This is a genomic window from Paenibacillus sp. FSL P2-0136, assembly GCF_037975325.1.
GTDB lineage: Bacteria > Bacillota > Bacilli > Paenibacillales > Paenibacillaceae > Paenibacillus_AQ > Paenibacillus_AQ silagei.
Genome location: NZ_CP150244.1, coordinates 1,679,815 through 1,700,173, shown reverse-complemented (window position 1 = coordinate 1,700,173; position 20,359 = coordinate 1,679,815). Strand labels below are relative to the sequence as shown.

The 20,359-nt window shown below is 54.2% G+C and carries 14 protein-coding genes; 1 reads left to right on the top strand and 13 read right to left on the bottom strand.

Annotation, left to right across the window (positions count from 1 at the left end):
* Window positions 1–151 precede the first annotated feature (151 nt).
* Window positions 152–1,756: a sensor domain-containing diguanylate cyclase gene (locus NYE26_RS07045; RefSeq protein WP_209878404.1), complete on the top strand. Its 1,605-nt coding sequence runs from the start codon at window positions 152–154 to the stop codon at window positions 1,754–1,756.
* 108 nt (window positions 1,757–1,864) lie between these two features.
* Here NYE26_RS07045 and pulA read toward each other — a convergent pair whose 3' ends face one another.
* The 13 genes from pulA to galE form a co-directional block, all read right to left on the bottom strand.
* A complete protein-coding gene (pulA, locus tag NYE26_RS07040; protein ID WP_339254903.1) occupies window positions 1,865–4,264 on the bottom strand; it encodes a type I pullulanase in 2,400 nt (799 codons plus the stop codon).
* 267 nt (window positions 4,265–4,531) lie between these two features.
* Window positions 4,532–5,776: an MFS transporter gene (locus NYE26_RS07035; protein WP_339254901.1), complete on the bottom strand. Its 1,245-nt coding sequence runs from the start codon at window positions 5,774–5,776 to the stop codon at window positions 4,532–4,534.
* Between the two features lie 158 nt (window positions 5,777–5,934).
* Complete coding sequence (gene ptsP, locus NYE26_RS07030) at window positions 5,935–7,647, bottom strand: phosphoenolpyruvate--protein phosphotransferase (protein ID WP_339254899.1); 1,713 nt, start codon at window positions 7,645–7,647, stop codon at window positions 5,935–5,937.
* Window positions 7,640–7,915 carry an HPr family phosphocarrier protein gene (locus NYE26_RS07025; protein ID WP_036696683.1) on the bottom strand — a complete coding sequence of 92 codons (276 nt, stop codon included), beginning with the start codon at window positions 7,913–7,915 and terminating at the stop codon, window positions 7,640–7,642. The genes ptsP and NYE26_RS07025 overlap by 8 nt, the downstream gene beginning before the upstream one ends.
* A gap of 100 nt (window positions 7,916–8,015) precedes the next feature.
* Window positions 8,016–10,073, bottom strand: coding sequence for a glucose-specific PTS transporter subunit IIBC (gene ptsG, locus NYE26_RS07020; RefSeq protein WP_339254897.1), 2,058 nt, complete (start codon window positions 10,071–10,073; stop codon window positions 8,016–8,018).
* A 252-nt stretch (window positions 10,074–10,325) separates the two neighbouring features.
* Window positions 10,326–11,189 carry a PRD domain-containing protein gene (locus tag NYE26_RS07015; RefSeq protein ID WP_339254895.1) on the bottom strand — a complete coding sequence of 288 codons (864 nt, stop codon included), beginning with the start codon at window positions 11,187–11,189 and terminating at the stop codon, window positions 10,326–10,328.
* A gap of 145 nt (window positions 11,190–11,334) precedes the next feature.
* Window positions 11,335–12,954, bottom strand: coding sequence for a hypothetical protein (locus NYE26_RS07010; RefSeq protein WP_339254893.1), 1,620 nt, complete (start codon window positions 12,952–12,954; stop codon window positions 11,335–11,337).
* The gene (locus tag NYE26_RS07005) at window positions 12,947–13,654 is read right to left on the bottom strand and encodes an ABC transporter ATP-binding protein (RefSeq protein ID WP_076082681.1); all 708 of its coding nucleotides are present in this window, start codon (window positions 13,652–13,654) and stop codon (window positions 12,947–12,949) included. Before NYE26_RS07005 ends, NYE26_RS07010 begins: the two co-directional genes overlap by 8 nt.
* Window positions 13,655–13,979: 325 nt before the next feature.
* A complete protein-coding gene (locus tag NYE26_RS07000; RefSeq protein WP_209878459.1) occupies window positions 13,980–15,563 on the bottom strand; it encodes a flotillin family protein in 1,584 nt (527 codons plus the stop codon).
* Window positions 15,563–16,099 carry a protease gene (locus NYE26_RS06995; RefSeq protein ID WP_339254890.1) on the bottom strand — a complete coding sequence of 179 codons (537 nt, stop codon included), beginning with the start codon at window positions 16,097–16,099 and terminating at the stop codon, window positions 15,563–15,565. Before NYE26_RS06995 ends, NYE26_RS07000 begins: the two co-directional genes overlap by 1 nt.
* A gap of 178 nt (window positions 16,100–16,277) precedes the next feature.
* Complete coding sequence (locus tag NYE26_RS06990) at window positions 16,278–17,441, bottom strand: iron-containing alcohol dehydrogenase (protein ID WP_036722565.1); 1,164 nt, start codon at window positions 17,439–17,441, stop codon at window positions 16,278–16,280.
* A gap of 265 nt (window positions 17,442–17,706) precedes the next feature.
* Window positions 17,707–19,290 carry a UDP-glucose--hexose-1-phosphate uridylyltransferase gene (locus NYE26_RS06985; RefSeq protein ID WP_339254888.1) on the bottom strand — a complete coding sequence of 528 codons (1,584 nt, stop codon included), beginning with the start codon at window positions 19,288–19,290 and terminating at the stop codon, window positions 17,707–17,709.
* 81 nt (window positions 19,291–19,371) lie between these two features.
* Window positions 19,372–20,358: a UDP-glucose 4-epimerase GalE gene (gene galE, locus NYE26_RS06980; RefSeq protein WP_339254886.1), complete on the bottom strand. Its 987-nt coding sequence runs from the start codon at window positions 20,356–20,358 to the stop codon at window positions 19,372–19,374.
* Between the last annotated feature and the right edge of the window lies 1 nt (window position 20,359).

Here is a 20,359-nt window from a genome sequence, read left to right as displayed (position 1 = left end):
TGCCTCCTTCTTCCCCTGCTTTCTAGGACTCGCTAACGTATACTCTCTTACATGCCTGCAAGAAGCCATATTCCGCATAAGGATAAGTTTCGCATGCACCAAAGCTACACCCATGAGATTTGCAAAAGTTCTGTGCGGGGAGAGGATGACAGTGGCAGTTTTTTCGGAAAACAAAAGTACACGCAGACTGATTATATTATTCACATCCATCACCGTTCTTCTGGTTGGGATCAGTGTGGCCTCCCTGCTGTTTCTGAATCATACGATGAACAAATTATCCGATTCGCTGTACAGTGACGTCTACCAGAATTCCGAGCTCATTCTGAACGCCGACCGCGATCTCTATCAGGCAGCCCTTGCGCTTCAGACCACAGTCGGCGGGGCGCTGACCAGCGCGCAGCGCAGTACGCTGTCGCAGGAATTCGAGGACAATAATGCCCAGGCGCTGCAGCGGGTCAATACCGCCCGCTACAATCTGGATGCTGTGAAGAGCCCGTTCAATGGAATGAAGCAGAGCGAGCTGCTGCTGGACGAGCTGAGGAACGAGCTGGATCACTTCGGAACCACGCTTACCGTGTGGAGGGATAACGGCCGGGAGCTGATCTCGCAGCGGGTTCAGAAGAGCTGGAATCCCGCCTCTTATTCTGCCCTCACCATACATACGGAGCTGAATGAGGTACGGGAAAGCTTGAATCAGGCAGAGGACAAGATTGACACCTATGCAAGCCAAGTGATGACAGAGTTCAATAATCTCAAAAGCTCCCTGTTCGCCGTCTACTCTGTATTTCTGTTCCTGCTTGTTATGGTCATCATCTATCTCAGCCGCAGACTGATCTCCCTGCAGAACGAAATGCAGGACGAGCAATCGCTCTACCAGCTGATCGGTGAGACGATGTCCGACTTCATTGTGCTGACAGATCCGAACGGTCTGATCCTGTATGCCTCGCCTTCCCATGCAACTGCACTGGGCTATGTGCCCAGCAAAGGGGCACCGCTCTCCAACTATATCCGTGAAGCCGAAATCTCCTGGGCCAAGCTCAAGAGTGTGGTGCAGTCTTCACCGAGAATATCCGAGCTGCGCATGCGTTCGGCCGAAGGGCACTGGGTGTGGCTGGAGACCAAGGTTACCCCTATTGCGGGCAGCCGCAATTTCCCGGCACAGTTCATGCTGGTCTCGCGTGAGATTACCCAGCGCAAGCAATATGAGGAGCGCCTGCACAAGCTGGCCTTCTATGATCATCTGACCGCGATTCCCAACCGTGCCCATTTCAAAATGTACATGGAGAACCTGATCAACCAGCCCGAGGAGCGCCGGCAGGAGATCGCCGTGGCGCTGCTGGACTGCGACCGCTTCAAGCAGCTGAACGATACGCTCGGCCATCTGGCCGGAGATGAATTCCTGCAGCTGCTCTCCCGGGAGCTGCAGCAGACCGTGAAGGGCTCCGGCCAGGCCTTCCGGATCGGCGGAGATGAATTCGCGGTGGTGCTGCACCGGTTCACCAGCCCGCAAATGCTGGACGAGCTGCTGAACCGTCTGCTCCAGCTGTTCAACAAATCCTGGTCCGTCAACCAGGGCTCCAGCTTCCACACCTCTGCCAGCATCGGCGTGGCCCTGTACCCGCAGCACGGCAGCAGCATCAACGAGCTGCTCCGTGCCGCCGATCTGGCGATGTACCGCTCCAAGAACCATGGCGGCAATGAGGCTAATCTGTACAGCGAGCATGTGGATAAGAAGTACAGTGATCAGCGGAACTAGCACCAGCGGAAGCTCACTCCTATACTAAGGCTTCTTTAATAACTCTTAGCCAAAAAGAGCTGATTGGTTCCATCCCTGGGGGAGGAACTAATCAGCTCTTCTTATGTTCTAGCTGGTCTGCGGCAGCGGATCAGCCAGCTCTGTCCTATGCTCCGGACTACGCTCCCGAACCGTCACCTTGATAACCTGCTCCCCGCTGCCCGAGCAGTCGATGAAGCGGTCAGCGGTGCCGTCTTTCTCCTCCCAATCGTTCAGCCGGAGGATGTAGCCTATCGTGGAGGTCCCCGGCAGCACTTCAATCCGTGCTACGGCATGACCTTCCTCCATGTGCTGGAAGTCCCGTTGCCCATCCTGAATGCCTGTACCCCACACCCAGAGATTCCAGCCCCGGTAATCGCCGTCCGGGCGGTCATAATGAACTTCCACAATCTTCGATCTCGGCTCAGGCTCTCCGTATTTATCATAGAGTACCATCATCGACAGTCCGAATACCTCAACACTGCCGTTCTCCGTTTGCCGGAAGGCCTCCGGTCCGGCATGGGTATGATCGACTACGATGTTCCAGCAGCCGGAGGTCTCCGGGAGGCACTGGGTGACCGGCTCCATATTGGCATTATAGATCACCACGATATTATTCCATGGATCTCCACCGGCGTGATCCTTCAGTCTGTAGGCAACGATTCCGCTGTCACAGCGCAGGAACTCCAGACTGCGTTCAATCTCCTGGCGTCCGTGCAGGCGGAAGGCCGGATGTGTCCGGCGCAGCTCAATCAGACCTTTGTAATATTGAAATACTGCAATGAATTTGCTTTTGTTCTTCCAGCGGATCGCATTGATACAGTCCGGGCTGCGGTAGCTGTTATGATCTCCGTATTTGCTGCGCAGCAGCTCATCCCCTGCATGAAGGAACGGAATTCCCTGCGAGGTTAGAATGATTCCATTAGCCAGCAACGAACGGCGTACTGTCTCATTATCCAGCACATTCTCGGGATCTACTCCCACATACGGATTCGCCTGCTCTATTGCGGCCTTGAGATCCCCGCCGCCCCGCAGCTTGCCGCCCTCTAGCTCCGGCAGTCCGGCTTCCCCGCGAAGTCCCCGGGTCGCCAGAATTTTGTCCCACAGGTTGAGATTATCATGTGCGGTTACATAGTTCACAGTCTCTGTAGGCGCATCGGTGAATTCATGAATCGCCCCGCTCACTCCGGACGCGATCGCACCCTCCTTGCCGTATTCCCCCGTCACGAAGCCTTTGCCCCAGCCGTCGCTGTCTCCCTTGATGGCTGCGCGGAAGTTGTCGTTGAAGACAGCGTAGCCTTTGCCGCGCTGCACGCCCTTCAGCGTCTTGGAGGCAAGCGGCGAGTCGCCGCCAGTCCACGGTTCACCATAGATCAGCAGCCCCGGATTAATCTCCAGCCGCAGCTCCTCGGTAATCTCTCGCATGGTCACGCTGTCCATCAGCCCCATCAGATCGAAGCGGAACCCGTCAATATGGTACTCCTTAGCCCAGTAGGATAGGGAATCCTTGATATACTTGCGGACCATCGGCCGTTCTGTAGCCAGCTCATTGCCGACGCCCGAGCCGTTAGAGAGCCGGCCGCTCTGATCATGACGGTAGTAATAGTCCGGAACCAGCGGCTGGAAGGGGCCCTTCTGGAAACCATAGGTATGATTGTAGACCACATCCATAATCACCGAGATGCCGCGGCTGTGCAGCGCCTGGACCAGCTCCTTGAATTCCCGGATACGGGCTAGCGGGTTAGCCGGGTCTGTGCTGTAGGAGCCTTCCGGCACATTATAGTGCTGGGGGTCGTAGCCCCAGTTATAGTCTGTGAAGATGGAGGATGCCGGTTCTTCCCCTGGCTTGCCCAGCTCATCCACGGTCTGATAATCGAACACCGGCAGCAGATGAACATGCGTGATGCCCAGCTCAGCCAGATGATCAATGCCCAGCAGATGACCCGCCTCATCCCGCAGGCCGGTCTCGGTGAAGGCCTTGAATTTCCCCTTATGCGTCAGACCGGAGCTAGGGTCTGATGAGAAATCGCGGACATGCAGCTCATAGATTACAGCATCTGCAGGATGCGGCAGCTCTGGAGAGGCATCGCTCTCCCAGCCGTCCGGATCTGTCTCGGACAAATCCACGATGGCTGTGCGCGTTCCATTGGCCGATACAGCCGTAGCGTAAGGATCGGCCGCTTCATTAATCGACCCGTCCGCAAATACAGCGCGGTACATATAATATTTCCCCTTGAGGTTACCGGGAACCTGGATCGTCCATACTCCGCCCTCAGCCCGCTCCATACTAAGAATTTTGCCGCTGTCCTTGTAATCTGCGGTCTGCGGGGTCAGCCCGTTTCCGCCTGTGGCATATAATACGAGCGACACTGTGAAGGCAGTTGGCGCCCAGATCTTAAACACGCAGTATTCCGCTGTGTAGGTTAAGCCCAGGTCATTGCCTTGATAGGTATCGATTTCTTGTTCTGCTTGTATATAATTGCTGCTCATTGCTATTCACCATCCCTATGCTCATCCGTAATACTCCCGGAGAACTATCATTCTATTACTATCAAGCTATGTCCACATTCTGCTTAACTAATACTTTGTACTTGCACAGCTCTGCAAGCGGATGACGCCGGAATTGCTACATAGGGTTCATTATATAATATGTAACACTATGTTCACAGGTCTGGGTTAAGGGTTGAATTGTGTCACCGGATATATCCTATATCGGCATGGATCGCCGGGGAATTAAGCGATTTAAGTTCCAAAACATCAGGACCGCTTCCGCAGCACCCTGCCGTATAACGCAATCACAGGTACCAGCAGGAAGCCTGCCGACAGCAGCGAAGCTCGGATAGAGATCCGGCTGCCGATATAACCTACAACCGGACCGCCTGCACTCTGTCCCAGGGCATCGGACTGGCTGATCATCGACAAGAGTGTAGCCCGGTTCCGGGATGGCAGCTTCGTGTTCAGCCAGGTGGTATAGATCGGGTCGCTGACCGAAGCGACCACCCCCAGGAGCAGTACCGCCCCGATAGCCCAGTAGAAATTAGGAGCAAGTGCCACCATTATAATGCAGCCAGCACGGACGGAGGTCAGGAGGAACAACGCGGCCGCTACTTGACGTTCCTTTTGCAAATCAATGATTGTCCCGGCTATATAGACAGCCAGCACACCCAGCAGAGTCGTCGCCGCACTGATCAGCCCGAAGCCAGCCGCCATCGAGACTCCAATCTCCGGGAACCCGACTTCATTCATAAGAAAGACTTGCCACAGACGGTCATATCCTTCTGACGCAGCGCCGCTAAATAAAGTTACAACCGTCAGCAGCAGGAGCAACGGATGATGCCTCAGGATCGAGGCGCCGCTGACCCAGGTCTTGCCCAACTCACGAATAGCGGAGGAATGCGGCGCACGCTTCCGGCGTATGAACCCCGTCTCTTTCATGTACCGGATCAATATGAACCCCAGGACGAAATAGATGACTCCACCCGCCAGAAAAGGGAGATTAGACGCAACATGGGATAATCCTACGCTGACCGCGATGCCCAGCAGGGAAGCGCTTAAGCCAAATATTTTGGAGCGCATGAAGAGTCTTCCCGTCTGCTCTTCTCCAAGCTCGTCCACGATCCATGCGGTATCCGCTCCGCTCAGGAAGGTCCAGCCGATCCCGTACAGCATCTGGGAGATCAGCAGCCAGCCGAAGGCAGGCAACAGGGAATCCGGATGCATGATCCAGATAATACTCCCTTCAAGGACAAAGGCACTCCCCACAACGAACACGGCAATGATGACTGACAGCCTGCGGCTATAGGTATCGGCGACCACCCCTGTTATTCCCTCGAACACAAGCACCGTTATCTCCAGCACCGTTCCAATCAGCACAAGCTGAAGCGGATTCAGCTTAAGGTCAACTACATAATAAATACTGTAGGTTGTGAATATCGTACTGGCGGCAAGCGACAACATAAACACATGGATCAAATAAATCTGTGAAGCACTGAATCTCTGCACAATGGTTCCACCCTCCGAAAGTAATGGACACATTATATAAAATAACGCCCGGGCGGGCGGTTCCAGATTTGCTGAAATTCAAATAACCGCAAAAAAAAGCCCCCTGTAAAGGGGGCCGGAAAGTAGTTGGAGTTATAAACCAATGCTTGAGTAAAGAATTAATTCACGCGGGACTGCACCAGTGCGGCTACTTCCTCGGCCGTGCCGAGCTGCAGGGCCTGGGCAGCCATTTCCTTCATGTCGGCCGCAGACAGCTTCGAGATCTGGCTGCGTGCTGGCAGGATGGAGGTAGCGCTCATGCTGAATTCATCGAGGCCAAGACCGAGCAGCAGAGGAATAGCTGTGGCATCCCCCGCCATTTCTCCGCACATCCCGGTCCACTTGCCTTCGGCGTGTGCAGCATCAATGACGATTTTGACCAGTCGCAGAATTGCCGGGTTGTACGGCTGATACAGGTAGGCTACCTGTTCATTCATACGGTCCGCAGCCATTGTATATTGGATAAGATCGTTGGTTCCGATACTGAAGAAATCCACTTCCTTGGCGAACTGATCCGCCAGTACAGCCGTCGAAGGAATCTCTACCATGATGCCCAGCTGGATGCTGTCGGACACTTCTTTGCCTTCTTCACGCAGCTTGGCCTTCTCTTCCAGCAGCAGATCACGGGCTGCACGGAATTCACCAAGGGTAGCGATCATCGGGAACATAATGCGCAGGTCGCCGTGGGCACTTGCTCTGAGCAAGGCACGCAGCTGGGTGCGGAAGATATCCTGACGGTCCAGACAGAGACGGATCGCACGGTAGCCGAGGAACGGGTTCATTTCCTTCGGCAGCTCCAGATAAGGCAGCTCCTTGTCTCCGCCGATATCCAGCGTACGCACTACAACCGGCTTGCCTTGCATATTCTCAAGCACGGTCTTGTAGGCATTATACTGGATCTCTTCGGAAGGCAGCTTGTCGCGGCCCATATAGAGGAACTCGGTGCGGTACAGACCTACACCTTCGCCGCCGTTCTCAATAACGCCAGTCACATCATTCGGAGTCCCGATGTTGGCTGCCAGCTCTACATGCTTGCCGTCGGCAGATACCGTTGGCTCGTCGCGGAGCTTTTTCCATTCAGCAATCTGAAGATTGTAAGCTTCCTGCTTCGCTGTATACTCGGCTACCTCAGCTTCGGAAGGGTTGATCAGCACATCGCCGCTCAGACCATCCACGATAACCAGATCGCCTGCTTTGACCAGGGACATCACGTTCTTCGTGCCCACAACCGCCGGAATCTCCAGGGAACGGGCCATAATGGCCGAATGGGAAGTCCGTCCGCCGATATTGGTGGTGAAGCCTTTGACGAAGTTGCGGTTAAGCTGTGCTGTATCCGATGGGGTCAGATCCAGGGCAATAACGATAACCTCTTCACTGATCTCAGCCGGGCTCACATAGTGAATGCCAAGCAGGTGGTTCAGCACACGTTTGGTTACGTCACGCATATCTGCTGCACGTTCCTGCAGGTAAGCGCTCTTCATGTTCTGGAACATTTCCACGAATTGATTAGCTACTTCATTCAGTGCGTAGTCCGCATTTACCGATTCCTCACGGATTTTGTCCATTACAGGGGTAATGAGCTCAGGATCATCAAGGATCAGCAGATGTGATTCGAAAATCTCCGCCTTCTTCTCGCCAAGCTCAGCCAGGGTACGCTCTTTGATGGTCTGAAGTTCGCCTCTGGATTTGTCCAGGGCGTCATTCAGCTTCGCAAGCTCAGCGTCCACATCCGTGACCGCTGTTTTGGTAATGGTATAGTCCGGGTGTTCCAGGATAAAGGCACGGGCTACTGCAATACCTGCGGAAGCCGCGATTCCTGAAATTTTATTCATGAACTTCTCCCAGCCCTTCTTTAACCATAACCTCCTGCAACGCGTTCAGTGCTTCTGCTTCTTCACTGCCTTCAGTAATAAGAGTCAGGGTATCTCCTGCTTCAAGGCCCAGGGAGAGAACGCCCAGGATGGATTTAAGGGTAACTTTTTTGCCTTTAGCTTCTGCAAAAGCTTCAGTGCCTTTGAATTTTGTAGCTGTATTTACCAGCGCTGTTGCCGGGCGTGCGTGAATTCCGTCTTCGTCAATAATTCTGAAAGTTGTTTGCATAATATAATCCAACTCGCTTTCTGTTAATTTGGGATGGTGAATTATAGTGAAGGCTTGCGCTCCCCTTCATTATAATGGAAGCGCTTCGCCATTGCACATTTTACTGAATGGTGATGATATCCTTGTCGCCGATGACGACTCTGCCCGGCTTATTCAAGGTAACGGAGGAGCCTTCCGGCAGGTTGGAGAAGATGACCGGAGAGATGACAGAAGGTGCATTCGCCTTCACATACTCCATATCCACTTCCATAATCGGCTGTCCGGCAGCTACCAGATCGCCTTCCTCCACCAGAACCGTGAAGCCCTGGCCCTTAAGCTTAACGGTGTTGACCCCGATATGCACAAGGACTTCCTTGCCGCCGTCTGACATGATGCCAATGGCGTGCTTACTAGGGAATACGTTGAATACCTTGCCGTATACCGGCGAAGCAATCTTGCCGTCTTCGGACAGGAAGGCGAAGCCGTCACCGGTCATTTTCTGCGAGAAGACCGCATCAGGAACCTCTGTAATATCCATCAGCTCGCCGTTTACCGGGGATACGATATCCTCATGGATAATAGCGTCGCCCTGCTCGCCGGCCTGTTGTTCAAGCTCCGGCTTCGGAGCAGCAGGGGCTGCAGCCGGTGTTCTGCCGTTCATGACATCCTGAATCTGTGACTTGATCGTGTCCGAACGTGTGCCGAAGATCGCTTGTACGTTGTTACCCACTTCAAGAACACCAGACGCACCCAGCTTCTTCAGCCGGTTCTTGTCTACGCCCGCTTTGTCCTTCACTTCGACCCGCAGGCGCGTAATGCAGGCATCCAGATGGGTGATGTTCTCTTTGCCGCCCAGGGCGGACAGAATGTTGCGCGGCAGATCGTCGCCTGCCTTGGACACACTCTCCAAGCTTACCTCATCCTCATCCTCGGAGGCATCCTCACGGCCGGGAGTCTTCAGGTTGAACTTACGGATGACGAACCGGAACCCGAAGTAATAGATCACAGCCAGTACCAGACCTACCGGGATAACCAGCCACCAGGCGGTACGGTTCGGAATGACACCGAACAGCACATAGTCGATGAACCCGCCGGAGAAGGTCATGCCGATTTTGACATTCAAGAGGTGCATGGTCATGAAGGACAGTCCTGCGAATACAGCATGGACGGCGAACAGCAGCGGAGCCACGAACAGGAAGGAGAATTCCAGCGGCTCGGTGATCCCTGTCAGGAACGAGGTCAGCGCAGCCGAGATCATCAAGCTTCCGACAATCCGTCTGTTCTCAGGCTTCGACTCATGGTAGATCGCAAGAGCCGCTGCCGGAAGACCGAACATCATGAACGGATATTTACCGGTTGTAAATGTACCCGCTGTGAACTCCACACCGTCACGAAGCTGCTGCATGAAGATCCGCTGGTCCCCGCGGACCAGATCGCCGGCCTTGTCAATATAGCTTCCGAATTCATACCAGAACGGTGAATAGAAGATATGGTGCAGGCCGAACGGAATCAGGGAGCGCTCGATGACCCCGAAGATAAAGGCCGACAGCGTCAGGTTGGTATTAATCATACTCTGTGACACATAGTTCAGACCATGCTGGATCGGCGGCCACACAATCGTGAGCGCAAGACCGAGCATCAGGGAGGTCACTGCCGTCATAATCGGTACGAAACGTTTACCCGCGAAGAAGCCCAGATACGACGGCAATTCTATACGGAAGAACCTTTTGTACATGGATGCGGCCAATATCCCGACCAGAATACCACCGAAGACCCCGGTTTGCAAGGTGGGAATCCCCAGCACACTGGAATACGAGAAATCCTTCCAGGTCAGCACGTAAGCATTGACACCGACTACCGTACCCATGGTTACGTTCATCACCAGGAAGCCGATAATCGCTGCCAGCCCGGCCACGCCTTCACCTCCGGCCAGCCCGATAGCTACGCCGACTGCAAAGAGCAGGGACAGGTTATCGAATACGATTTGCCCGGAGTTCATTAGTACTGTGGCAATGGCCTGTACGATATTATTCTCCAGTGCAGGCACGTATTGCAGGAAGTCCGGATTCACCAGCATGTTCCCGATTCCAAGCAGCAGACCCGCTGCAGGCAGAATGGCAACAGGAAGCATTAGCGCTTTACCGACTCTCTGCAGAACGCCAAATAATTTTTTAAACATTCAAGGTCACTTCCTAATCCTTAATTTCTGTCAACAGAAGCCAAAAAAGGCATGAGCAATACAGCACATGGATTGCCACACTAACGCTAACGTTAGAGTACCCCAAGTTGGGGCAGGACAACCATAATACTGTAAATCACTCATGCCTGATCGTATCAGTTACACGTTGGTATTCTGCTTCTGTTTCATAACAGGGATCATTGTAGCACCATTGATTTGAAGTTGCAAGCCCCAAAATCGCCTGAAGCCGGTCTACTCCTCCAGCTCCGGCTCATCTTCCTTCTTCTGGGCAATACGCTGCAGATGAATCGTCAGATAGCTGACCTCGGCCGGATATACCGGAATGCGCACCCGCTGCTCAATCACCTTCGTCAGCTTCCAGGCAAGCATGTACATCTCGGGATACTCCCGCTTCATTAGTCCATCCAGGGACGAGGTCTCGCGCACAGTCTCTCCCCGGCGCAGACGCTCCAGAACGAACCGCAAATGGGTCACCAGCCTTGAATAGTCCAGAGAATCCCGCGGAATGCGGTATTCCAGGCTATCCTCGACCAGTCCCACCATGTCCCCGATGAGCTCGGAATGCTGCTTCACCTCAGAGATATGGCGGTTGCTGAGCGCACTGACAATATGCAGAGCCACGAACCCGATTTCATCCGGCGGCAGCGTCACCTTCATCACCTCATTGATCCGCTCCACCGCATATTCCGCCAGACTGTATTCCTCCGGATAAATCTCCCGGGTCTCGTACAGAAACGGATTATGAATAGCCATATGCTGCTCGCTTCTGCGGATCGCAAAGGAAATATGGTCGGTAAGGGCAATATGGATATGCTCATTCAGCGTCTGGCGGCTGCTCTGCATAATATGCAGCACAATCTCCTGGACCACCTCAATCAGCTTCTCATCTACCTGCGGCACCAGCTGCTTGTATTGCTCCTGCTCCTCCTGGCTGCGCAGAATGAACATCTTCTCTACGGAGGACAGATTGATCCGGTCCCGCGTTTTACGGTTGAAGCCGATCCCCTTGCCAATCACCACAACCTCGGCATATTGGGGATGCTCGGCAATGATAACGTTATTATTAAGCACCTTGCCCACGGTAATGCTGCTCACTTCCGACACCTCTTTTACTTCTGAATCCTGATCTATTCCAGCAGCACGATACATGTTTCAGCGTGTGATTCGTTACCTTAAGCTCCTATCATAACATCAAGAATCCCAAATTAGAAGGGTGCCGCAAACCGCCCGCGGGCTCCATTCATTTCACCCGAAACGTCCGGCCTGAGAACCTGTATACCATGATCAGCGCAGCCAGCATATACACCACAGCAGAAAGCACTACGATCACGGCAAACATTCCAGGCTCACTCTTGAACTGCATCGCGATGAATCCGACCCCCAGCACCACACTGTTCACAATCGTAAAGAACGGATTCTTCACATTCAGCTCCGTGCTGTAGGGCTGGAAGATGTAGTACATGAACAGATGATGCACCGAGAAGAACAGGGACAGCGCCACAATAGTCACGCAAAAGAGTACGGCATCCCCCGCGCCCCAACTCTCCGCTGACAGCACCAATAGCAGGTTCACCGCCAGGCAGATCGCGGCAGCCGGGATCAGATTAAGCACGCTGATACGCAGCAGCCGGATACGGAAGTTGCTTAGAATCGCCGATTGTTCACGGTAGAATCCGTAGCGCAGCAGGCTGAGATCACAGTTATAGAACATCGCCTTGCAGAGGCGTTCGCCAATGGACGTGTAGTTCATAATGATCAGGAAGGTCGGCAACGCGGTAATCAGATAATGAGTCAGTTTGGTAAAAGCGGATTGCGACAACAGCATCGTCAGCAAAGCCGCGGAAAAGAGCGATCCAATAATAACCAGCCGCCGTTGAATCGGACTGGTGATCAGCCGCCGGTGACGTGAGAAAAAGATTGCATTCAGGTAAGCGTACCCGCTTTTCCCCTCGAACTTCTCTTGATTCTGTTGTTCCGCCGAGTAGTGCTGATCTTGGGTGGCCACATCCTTCACCCGTGCTTCTTTCATCATCCGTCCCATGTCGAGCAGCGGATCATCGATTTTGGTGACGGCATCGACGGCATTCGTATAGTCCTTATAACGGGCGATATAGACCGCACTTAAGGTTCCCAGCACCAGCACGCCAAGCACCACAGGCAGATTGAACAGCATTCCGCTCTCTACTACCGCATATCCGGGGAGCAGCGGAAGATAGGCCAGCAGATAGCCAGCGCCGATGGCGGTCCAGATCCAGCTTGTTTTTTTGACAATAACCATGCCGTAGCGGTCAAACACCCACAGATGCAGCGCCTCGCACGCCGTACGCCAGAACGTCAGCAGCAGCGTAAGAACCGCCCCATGCCACAGCGGAGCACCGAGAAGAATCCCGAAGACCAGCATAGCCGGAATAAAAGTAACCAGGAAGCTGATCCCGCGCAAGGTCAGTGTGGTCCGCATATACCGCTCTGCCGGCAGCCTCATCAGCTTCACGAATATGTATTTATCCCGCTTCGGCTCCAGAATAACCGCGCTGGAAACCCCGGCCGTAAGGAAGCTTATACACAGCAGCATCTGCAAATAGAGCTGGTACTGAACAGAAAGGGATAAGCTGATATCATTACCGATGAACTTCACCGGCAGATAGATCATGATCCCAAGATAAGCGAACTTCGTCGCAAAGGCCATAAGTACCTTGAGGATATGCACGATAACAGATAAGGTCCGCTTCAGCGTGGTTTCCGAGTAGACAGAGGCCGGGACCAGCTTACCCAGCACCGGGAGCTTACGGATATAGAACATCAGGCGGTTAGCGCCGGACATCCCCCGCACTTCCAGAATCGCCTTCAGCGTCCTAATCATGATCCTCATCCTTCAGCAGGGCAATAATCTGCTCTTCAAATTCCGGACTGTGCAGGGTCTCCGCCGGAATCTCCCGCAGTGTACCGTTATTCAGAATAACCAGCTCATCGCAGAGATCGGCGGCCAGCTGCAGAATATGAGTGGAGAAAATAATGATATGATCCTGCTTCATCTCCCGCAACAGCTTCTTGATCTCCAGTGCCACTACCACATCGAACGAGGTTAATGGCTCATCCAGCAGGATCAGCGGCGGACGGGAGATGATAAAGCACAGCATCTGAATTTTGTTCTTCATCCCGTGGGAATAGCCCTTGATCAGACGGTGCCTGTCCGCCTCCTCAAAACGGATGATATCGAAATATTCCTCGATGGTCCGGTCCGCTTGTATCTTACCCTTATTGATGTCCATGTAGAACTTCACAAACTCATAACCGGTCAGGAAGTCCGGCAGAATCGGCAAGGAGAAGACGTAGCCGATCTCCTCCTCAAGCAGCGGAAGACTCACCTCATCTCTCCGCAGAAAAGCCCCGCCGCTATCCATTTGGATCTCCCCGCTCAGGCAGTTGAACAACGAGGTCTTCCCCGCGCCGTTACGGCCGAGCAAGCCGTATATCTTGCCTTGCTCAAAGGTAAAATCAATCCCCTTCAACACCTCTCTGCCGTCAAAGCTCTTGCGTATATTATCCAGTATAAGCTCCATGCCTGCCTCCGTTTCAGCGCGAATGATAAAGAATCTCTGCTTATATAAGACGCACTTAAGTTTTGAACTTGAAGCTTCATCGTCACTGCGGTGAACATTTGGACTTCCGGCCGCTGTTGTCACCAGATTTCTTGATTTATTCCGCCTTCGCGGGTGAAATCCGGTGACAAAGGCGGTCGCTACCGCTCCTACAGTTCCAAATTTCCCCTCCGCTTCTTTTGCTTTTTGTTTATTTCTATAGTGCCCTTTATATAGTTAAATTCTTGTAAAAAAGGTATGGCTGGCGTTACTGCTGCCTGCCATACCTTGGTGGCTTGCTCTGCTCTTATCCTTCAGGGTGTTCTGAAGGTTCCACCGGTTGTGCCGGAGTGACCGGAGCAGCTGGGGCCGGTCTGGTGACGACAGAGGTTATGGGCGCCGCTGTATGTCTCACCACGTCCTTAGGCTCCGTCTTGCCCTTGGTCAGCCCTTTGATCAGCGCCTCGACATCAATGCCGGACACGCTTTTGAGCATTTCAGGGGCTGTGGACATCAGTTGGGTCACATAATTACTGACACGCGCAGCTCCTTCACCGTTGCCGGTATCCACCACAGTCAGCTTGTCGATAGACGCCAGCGGCTCGGCAATCTTCCCGGCCAGCTCAGGCAGCATTTTGACGATAATATCGAGAACCGCCGCTTCGCCGAATTTCTGGAAGGCTTCTGCCAGCTTCTCCTTGGCTTCCGCTTCCGCCAGACCGCGCAGACGGATAACTTCAGACTCTGCTTTACCTTTGGCCAGCTCTGCATCCGCAATCGCCTGACCTTCCAGACGTTTCTGCTCGGACGTAGCCTGAGCCTGCTTCTCGATACTATACTGCAGGGCGTCGGCTTCACGCATGCGCTTGGCCTTGTCGGCTTCCGCCGCCTGCTCGACCGCATAACGGTCTGCTTCCGCTTTCTTCTTCACTTCAGCATCATACTGCTTCTCGCGTACCTGGATTTCCTTCGCCTGAATATCGATTTCGCGTTCCTTGCGGACCAGCTCAACCTTCATCTGCTCTTCCACCACGGTCTGCTTGGCACGCGCCTCCTGAATGTGGTACGCCTGGTCGGCTTCCGCTTTGGCAGTATCCTGATCGCGTTTGAACGCTGCGACCTTGAGCTGGTTCTCCTTCGATGCTTCGGCGATGTTGGTATCCCGCAGCAGCTCCGCCTTCTGCCCCTGCTCCTCGGCATTGGCCTTCTGAATCCGCGCATCACGGACAGCTTCCGCTTCCGCAATCTCCGCATCCCGCTTCACTGCGGCAATCCGCGGTTTACCCAGCGCTTCCAGGTATCCGTGCTTATCACGTACGTCCTTGATGGTAAATGAGACAATCTGGAGTCCCATCTTCTTGAGGTCACGGGCGGCAACCCCCTGAACCTCCTGGGCGAAGCGGTCCCGGTTGCGGTAGACCTCTTCTACGGTCATCGTACCAAGAATCGCCCGCAGATGTCCTTCCAGCACTTCCTGCGCTTCACTCTTCAGGGATTCAATCGGCTTGCCCATGAACTGCTCGGCTGCTGTTGCCACATCTTCCGTGGAGCTGCCTACCTTGATGATGGCGACCCCGTCGGCAATGACCGGCACGCCTTGCTCCGTATAGACCTCCGGGGTCGTCACATCGAGCTTATGGGAGAGCAGAGACATGAACTCCGCTTTCTGGAAGACAGGCAGAATGAACGCACCGCCGCCGCGGACGATTTTGATTTTGCGGCCGGAGCCATCATCTGATATATGATTGTTGCCCAGGAAGGAACCGGTGACGATCATACCTTCATCCGGGCCAACCGTCTTGTAACGCGCCCAGAAGGCGAGTCCGAGGACAAGCAGTACAGCGATTACTATCGCAGGTATAAACAGGGATTCTGGAATATTTTCTAGCATCATAAGTCCACTCCTTTTCTCTCTTCGAATTCAGATACAAGTGCTACACCCTCACGTACCTCAACTACTACAACCTTGATTCCGGCCGGCAGTGCATGCTGCTCGAAGCTGGCCGCCGTATGCAGGCTGTTACCTGCACCGAACTTCACCATAATCTCACCGTAGCCTGTGCCGGGGACCGGGACGGTAACCTCACCGATCTTACCCGGCAGTTCATTCATGGAGAAGCCGTTCGACATCTCACTGTTCCTCATTGGCTTCACTACCACCAAATGCATCAATACGCCCATGAATGCCGCAACCAGCAGGGACAAGGCAAGAATTACGCCATCTCCCAGTCCGCTGTAGCGGCCCAGCAGCATGCCTGCTCCACCGAATACAGTGATCCCTCCTGCCAATAGGGTAGGATTCAGGAAATCAAAGGATACGATGTCAAAAATCCCGTCCAGAGCGCTCCCGATCAGGTCGCCCAACACTACACTCACTAAGGCAAATAAAATACCCAGCGCCAAACAGCCCAAATACAGCGTTTGCATTATAGTCTCCTCCCGTCGATACTTCCGGACTGTCATACTAGTATAAACGCAACTGTCATGCCCTTGGTTTCACAAAGTTGGGTATTGCTCTCATTAATGTATGCCGGAAGCGGGAAAATTAACAGACCAAAGAAGCCGCCCCCTTAGACGGGAAGCGGCTGTACTGTCGATGGCTGACTTACAAAGCCAGCTTATAAATTTCAACTACGTCCTGACGCTCCAGCTTGCGGAAGTTGCCGAACGGACCGAAGCGGACCGCCTTGTCGGCCATGCTGCCGATTTCGCTGTCGTCGATATCGTAATCGCCGAGCGTCTTCGGAGCGCCAATGGAATCCCAGAAGCGGCGGAGCGCTTCAATGCCTTCGAGGCCGGTCTGTTCATCGGTTTTGCCGGAAGGGTCAATGCCGAACACGTTCACAGCCAGCTGGCGGAAGCGGGCAGGATTCGTGCTGAGGTTATATCTCATCCACTGCGGGAAGAGAATCGCCAGGCCGCCGCCGTGGGGAATATCATACACAGCGGATACGGCATGCTCAATGTTGTGCGTAGCCCAGTCACCGGCAAAGCCCATGCTGACCATTCCGTTCAGCGCCATCGTCCCGCAGTACATAATAGTCTCGCGAAGCTCGTAGTTGTTCAGATCCTCAATCAGCTTAGGAGCCGTCTCAATCACGGTACGAAGCAGAGTCTCCAAGAAGCCGTCCTGTAAAGGCGTATTGCTGTCTGTATGGAAATAATGCTCCAGCGTATGGGACATGATGTCCACCATACCGTACACCGTCTGGTCGCGCGGCAGGGAGAAGGTGTTCTCCGGGTCAAGGATCGAGAAGGCCGGATAGGCATGGATGCTGCCCCAGCCCATTTTTTCCTGGGTCACTTCGTTGGTGATGACCGAGCCGTTGTTCATTTCGGAGCCGGTGGCTGCCATTGTCAGCACGGTTCCCAGCGGAAGCGCACCTTGAGGTGCGGCCTTGCGTTCTACGAAGTCCCACATATCCCCTTCATATTTCGCTCCGACGGCCACCGCCTTGGCACAATCGAGCACACTGCCGCCGCCGACGGCAAGAATCAGGTCAATCTGATTCTCACGGCACAACGCTACACCTTTATGTACCGTTGAGAGACGAGGATTCGGCTCCACTCCGGCAAGCTCGGTAACTACGGCACCAACCGCAGCCAGCTCGGCAATGACGTTATCGTACAAGCCGCTGCGCTTGATGCTGCCGCCGCCGTACATCAGCAGTACGTTCTTACCGTATTTCGGCACCTCGGTACGGAGTGCCTGCAATGTTCCCTGTCCGAAAATAAGCTTGGTCGGGTTATAAAATTCAAACTTGCGCATATGGGTAAACCTCCATGAGTATGTGAATGTGAAGCACTGTCTATTATAGTCCTCCAGCTTGGCGCATTCAAATCGCACAGCTCTCTATTTTGGATTAGAATCAACGTGAGCACTTGGGTGGACGCTCCGCAAACAGAACGTTGTTCCAATCGCTGTTGTGTCCAGATTTCAAAGCAACAAAAAAAATCGCTCATTTGGTGAAATGGAGGGACCACCCAGCCATTCTCAAAGGAACGATTTCTTTGTACATTCATTCTATCCAGACTTAGTTAAAGCCGCTGCTGTTCAGGAACCGGCGGAAGGCCGCCTGCCCTTCCCGCGTGCGTTTGTAGACTCCGGCATGCTCCAGAATGTAAGTGAACTTCGTACCCACCTCATTCTGGATGGTCTTCACCGCTTCTTCTCGGTTCAAGGAGGTACCGAAGCGGCTTACCAGTTCGGTAATCCAGGAAGTGTGCAGCGCCAGCGGATGCTCCTGGCCCTGGCTCTGGACATCTCCGAGAAGCGCAGTGTCGCCCGCCAATATGCCAGCGATGGCGTCAAGCTCTTCCTTGAGCCGCCCCGGTAGAATCGCCAGACCCATTACCTCAATGAGGCCGATGTTCTCCTTCTTGATATGGTGCATCTCCCGGTGCGGGTGGAAAATCCCTTCGGGATATTCTTCGCTGGTCCGGTTGTTGCGCAGCACCAGATCCATCTCGTAGCCGCCGTCCTCTGCCCGGCGCACGATAGGGGTAACGGTATTATGCGGAACACTCTCACCGTCCTCTTCACTGAACGCCAGCACTTCGGCGGCCGGATCGCTGTAAGTCTTCCAGGATTCGTAGATATGGTTGCCTGCCTCCAGCAGCACCGCCGGATCTTCCGCATGCATCCGCAGCACGGACATCGGCCATTTCACAGTGCTTAAGCGGACGCCGGGATACGAGGCATGCGTGAAGGTGTCCTCTTTGGGCGCCTTCTGGATCGGGAACGTATGCCGTCCGCCCTGGAAGTGGTCATGCGTCAGAATGGAGCCGCCGACAATCGGCAGATCAGCATTCGAGCCGATGAAATAATGCGGGAAGGCTTCCACGAAGCTAAGCAGACGCTTCAGCGTATCCTTCGTCAGCTTCATCGGCACATGATCGTGGTGGAACACGATGCAATGCTCGTTATAGTAGACATAAGGCGAGAACTGGAAGAACCACTTCTCGCTGTTCATCGAGAGCGGGATCACGCGCAGGTTCTGACGCGGCGGGTGATTGACCCGGCCGGCATAGCCGACATTCTCACGGCATAGCTGGCACTTCGGATAGACCGGAGGCGGAAGCAGCCGGGCCATGGCGATTTCCTTCGGACTTTTCTCCGGCTTGGAGAGGTTGATCGTCATCTCAATATCCCCGTACGGCGACTCCTGAAGCCAATACACATTCTTCGCTACACGGTCCATACGGATATAGTTGGAATCAATGCTCAGCTTATAAAAGCGGTCCGTTGCCGCCTGAATGCCCTGTGCCGCCTGGATCGCGGCGAACTCCGCATTCACCTCAGACGGGCGGGCCATCAGAAGGCCCATAATCTTCGCATCCAGCAGGTCGCGGTACGTATCCGTATTCTCCGGGATCAGCCCGAGACTGAACCCGTAATCAATCAGCTGGTCCAGCGGGGCCTGCGGGCTGTCCAGCGGACCTTCAGTGAACTCGCCGGGATAAGGCTCGCTGAAGCCGAACTGGTCCAGGAGTTCATTGCGGCTGTAATCCACATCTGCTGGCTGAATAAGTCCCGTATGTCCGGCAAACAGAACCAGCTGTTCAATCGCATACAGCGCCTTCTCAGCGGCAGCAGCCGTACTATTATCGTTCTGCATTTCATTTCTCCTTCTATGGTGCCTTATGCGGCGCTTTGCATTCTGTCTATTTCACCTTCGGGCAACAAGCAGAATTGCTTCTTACTCCCCGTACCCTTGCGGATTGGCAGAGTGCCAGCTCCAGGCGCTCTGAATAATGCCTTCCAGATCGGCATGCTGCGGGTCCCAGCCCAGAACCTTGCGGGCTTTGTCAGAGGAAGCGACGAGTACTGCCGGATCTCCGGAGCGGCGGTCCTGAACCACAACCGGAATGTCCAGGCCGGTAACCTTCTTCGCAGTCTCAATGACCTGCTTCACAGAGAAGCCCAGGCCGTTGCCAAGGTTGAAGACATTGCTTGCACTGCCGCTGCGCAGATAAGTGACTGCACGGACATGCGCATCCGCCAGATCGCTGACATGGATGTAGTCGCGTACGCAGGTTCCGTCCTCTGTCGGATAGTCTTCCCCGAACACTGCAATATTCTCGCGCTGCTTCAGCGCAGCCTGGAGCACCAGCGGAATCAGATGGCTCTCCGGACGGTGGTCTTCGCCGATCTTGCCGCTGGCGTGTGCGCCTGCGGCATTGAAGTAGCGCAGCGCTACGTATTTGATACCGAGCACTTTGTCGAACCAGGCCATCATGCGTTCCATGGTCAGCTTGGTCTCGCCGTAGACATTCGCAGGCTCGGTGCGGTCAGTCTCTTCGATAGGCACCTTTTCCGGTTCGCCGTAGGTGGCGGCAGTGGAGGAGAAGACGATTTTATCCACACCAGCATGCTGCATGGCTTCTAGAAGACACTGCGTTCCATACACATTGTTGTCGTAGTATTTAACCGGGTCCTTCATGCTCTCGCCCACCAGGGAGCTGGCTGCGAAGTGAATCACCGCTTCGATCTCATTCTCGGAGAACAGCTTCGCCAGCAGCGCCTTGTCGCGCAGGTCGCCCTCGTACAGCTTGCCGCCCAGCAGCGCCTCGCGGTGCCCTGTCAGCAGATTGTCGATCACCACAACCTCTTCCCCGCGGTCCAGCAGCTCTGCTACTGTGTGTGAACCGATGTATCCTGCGCCGCCCGTTACCAGAATCGCCATC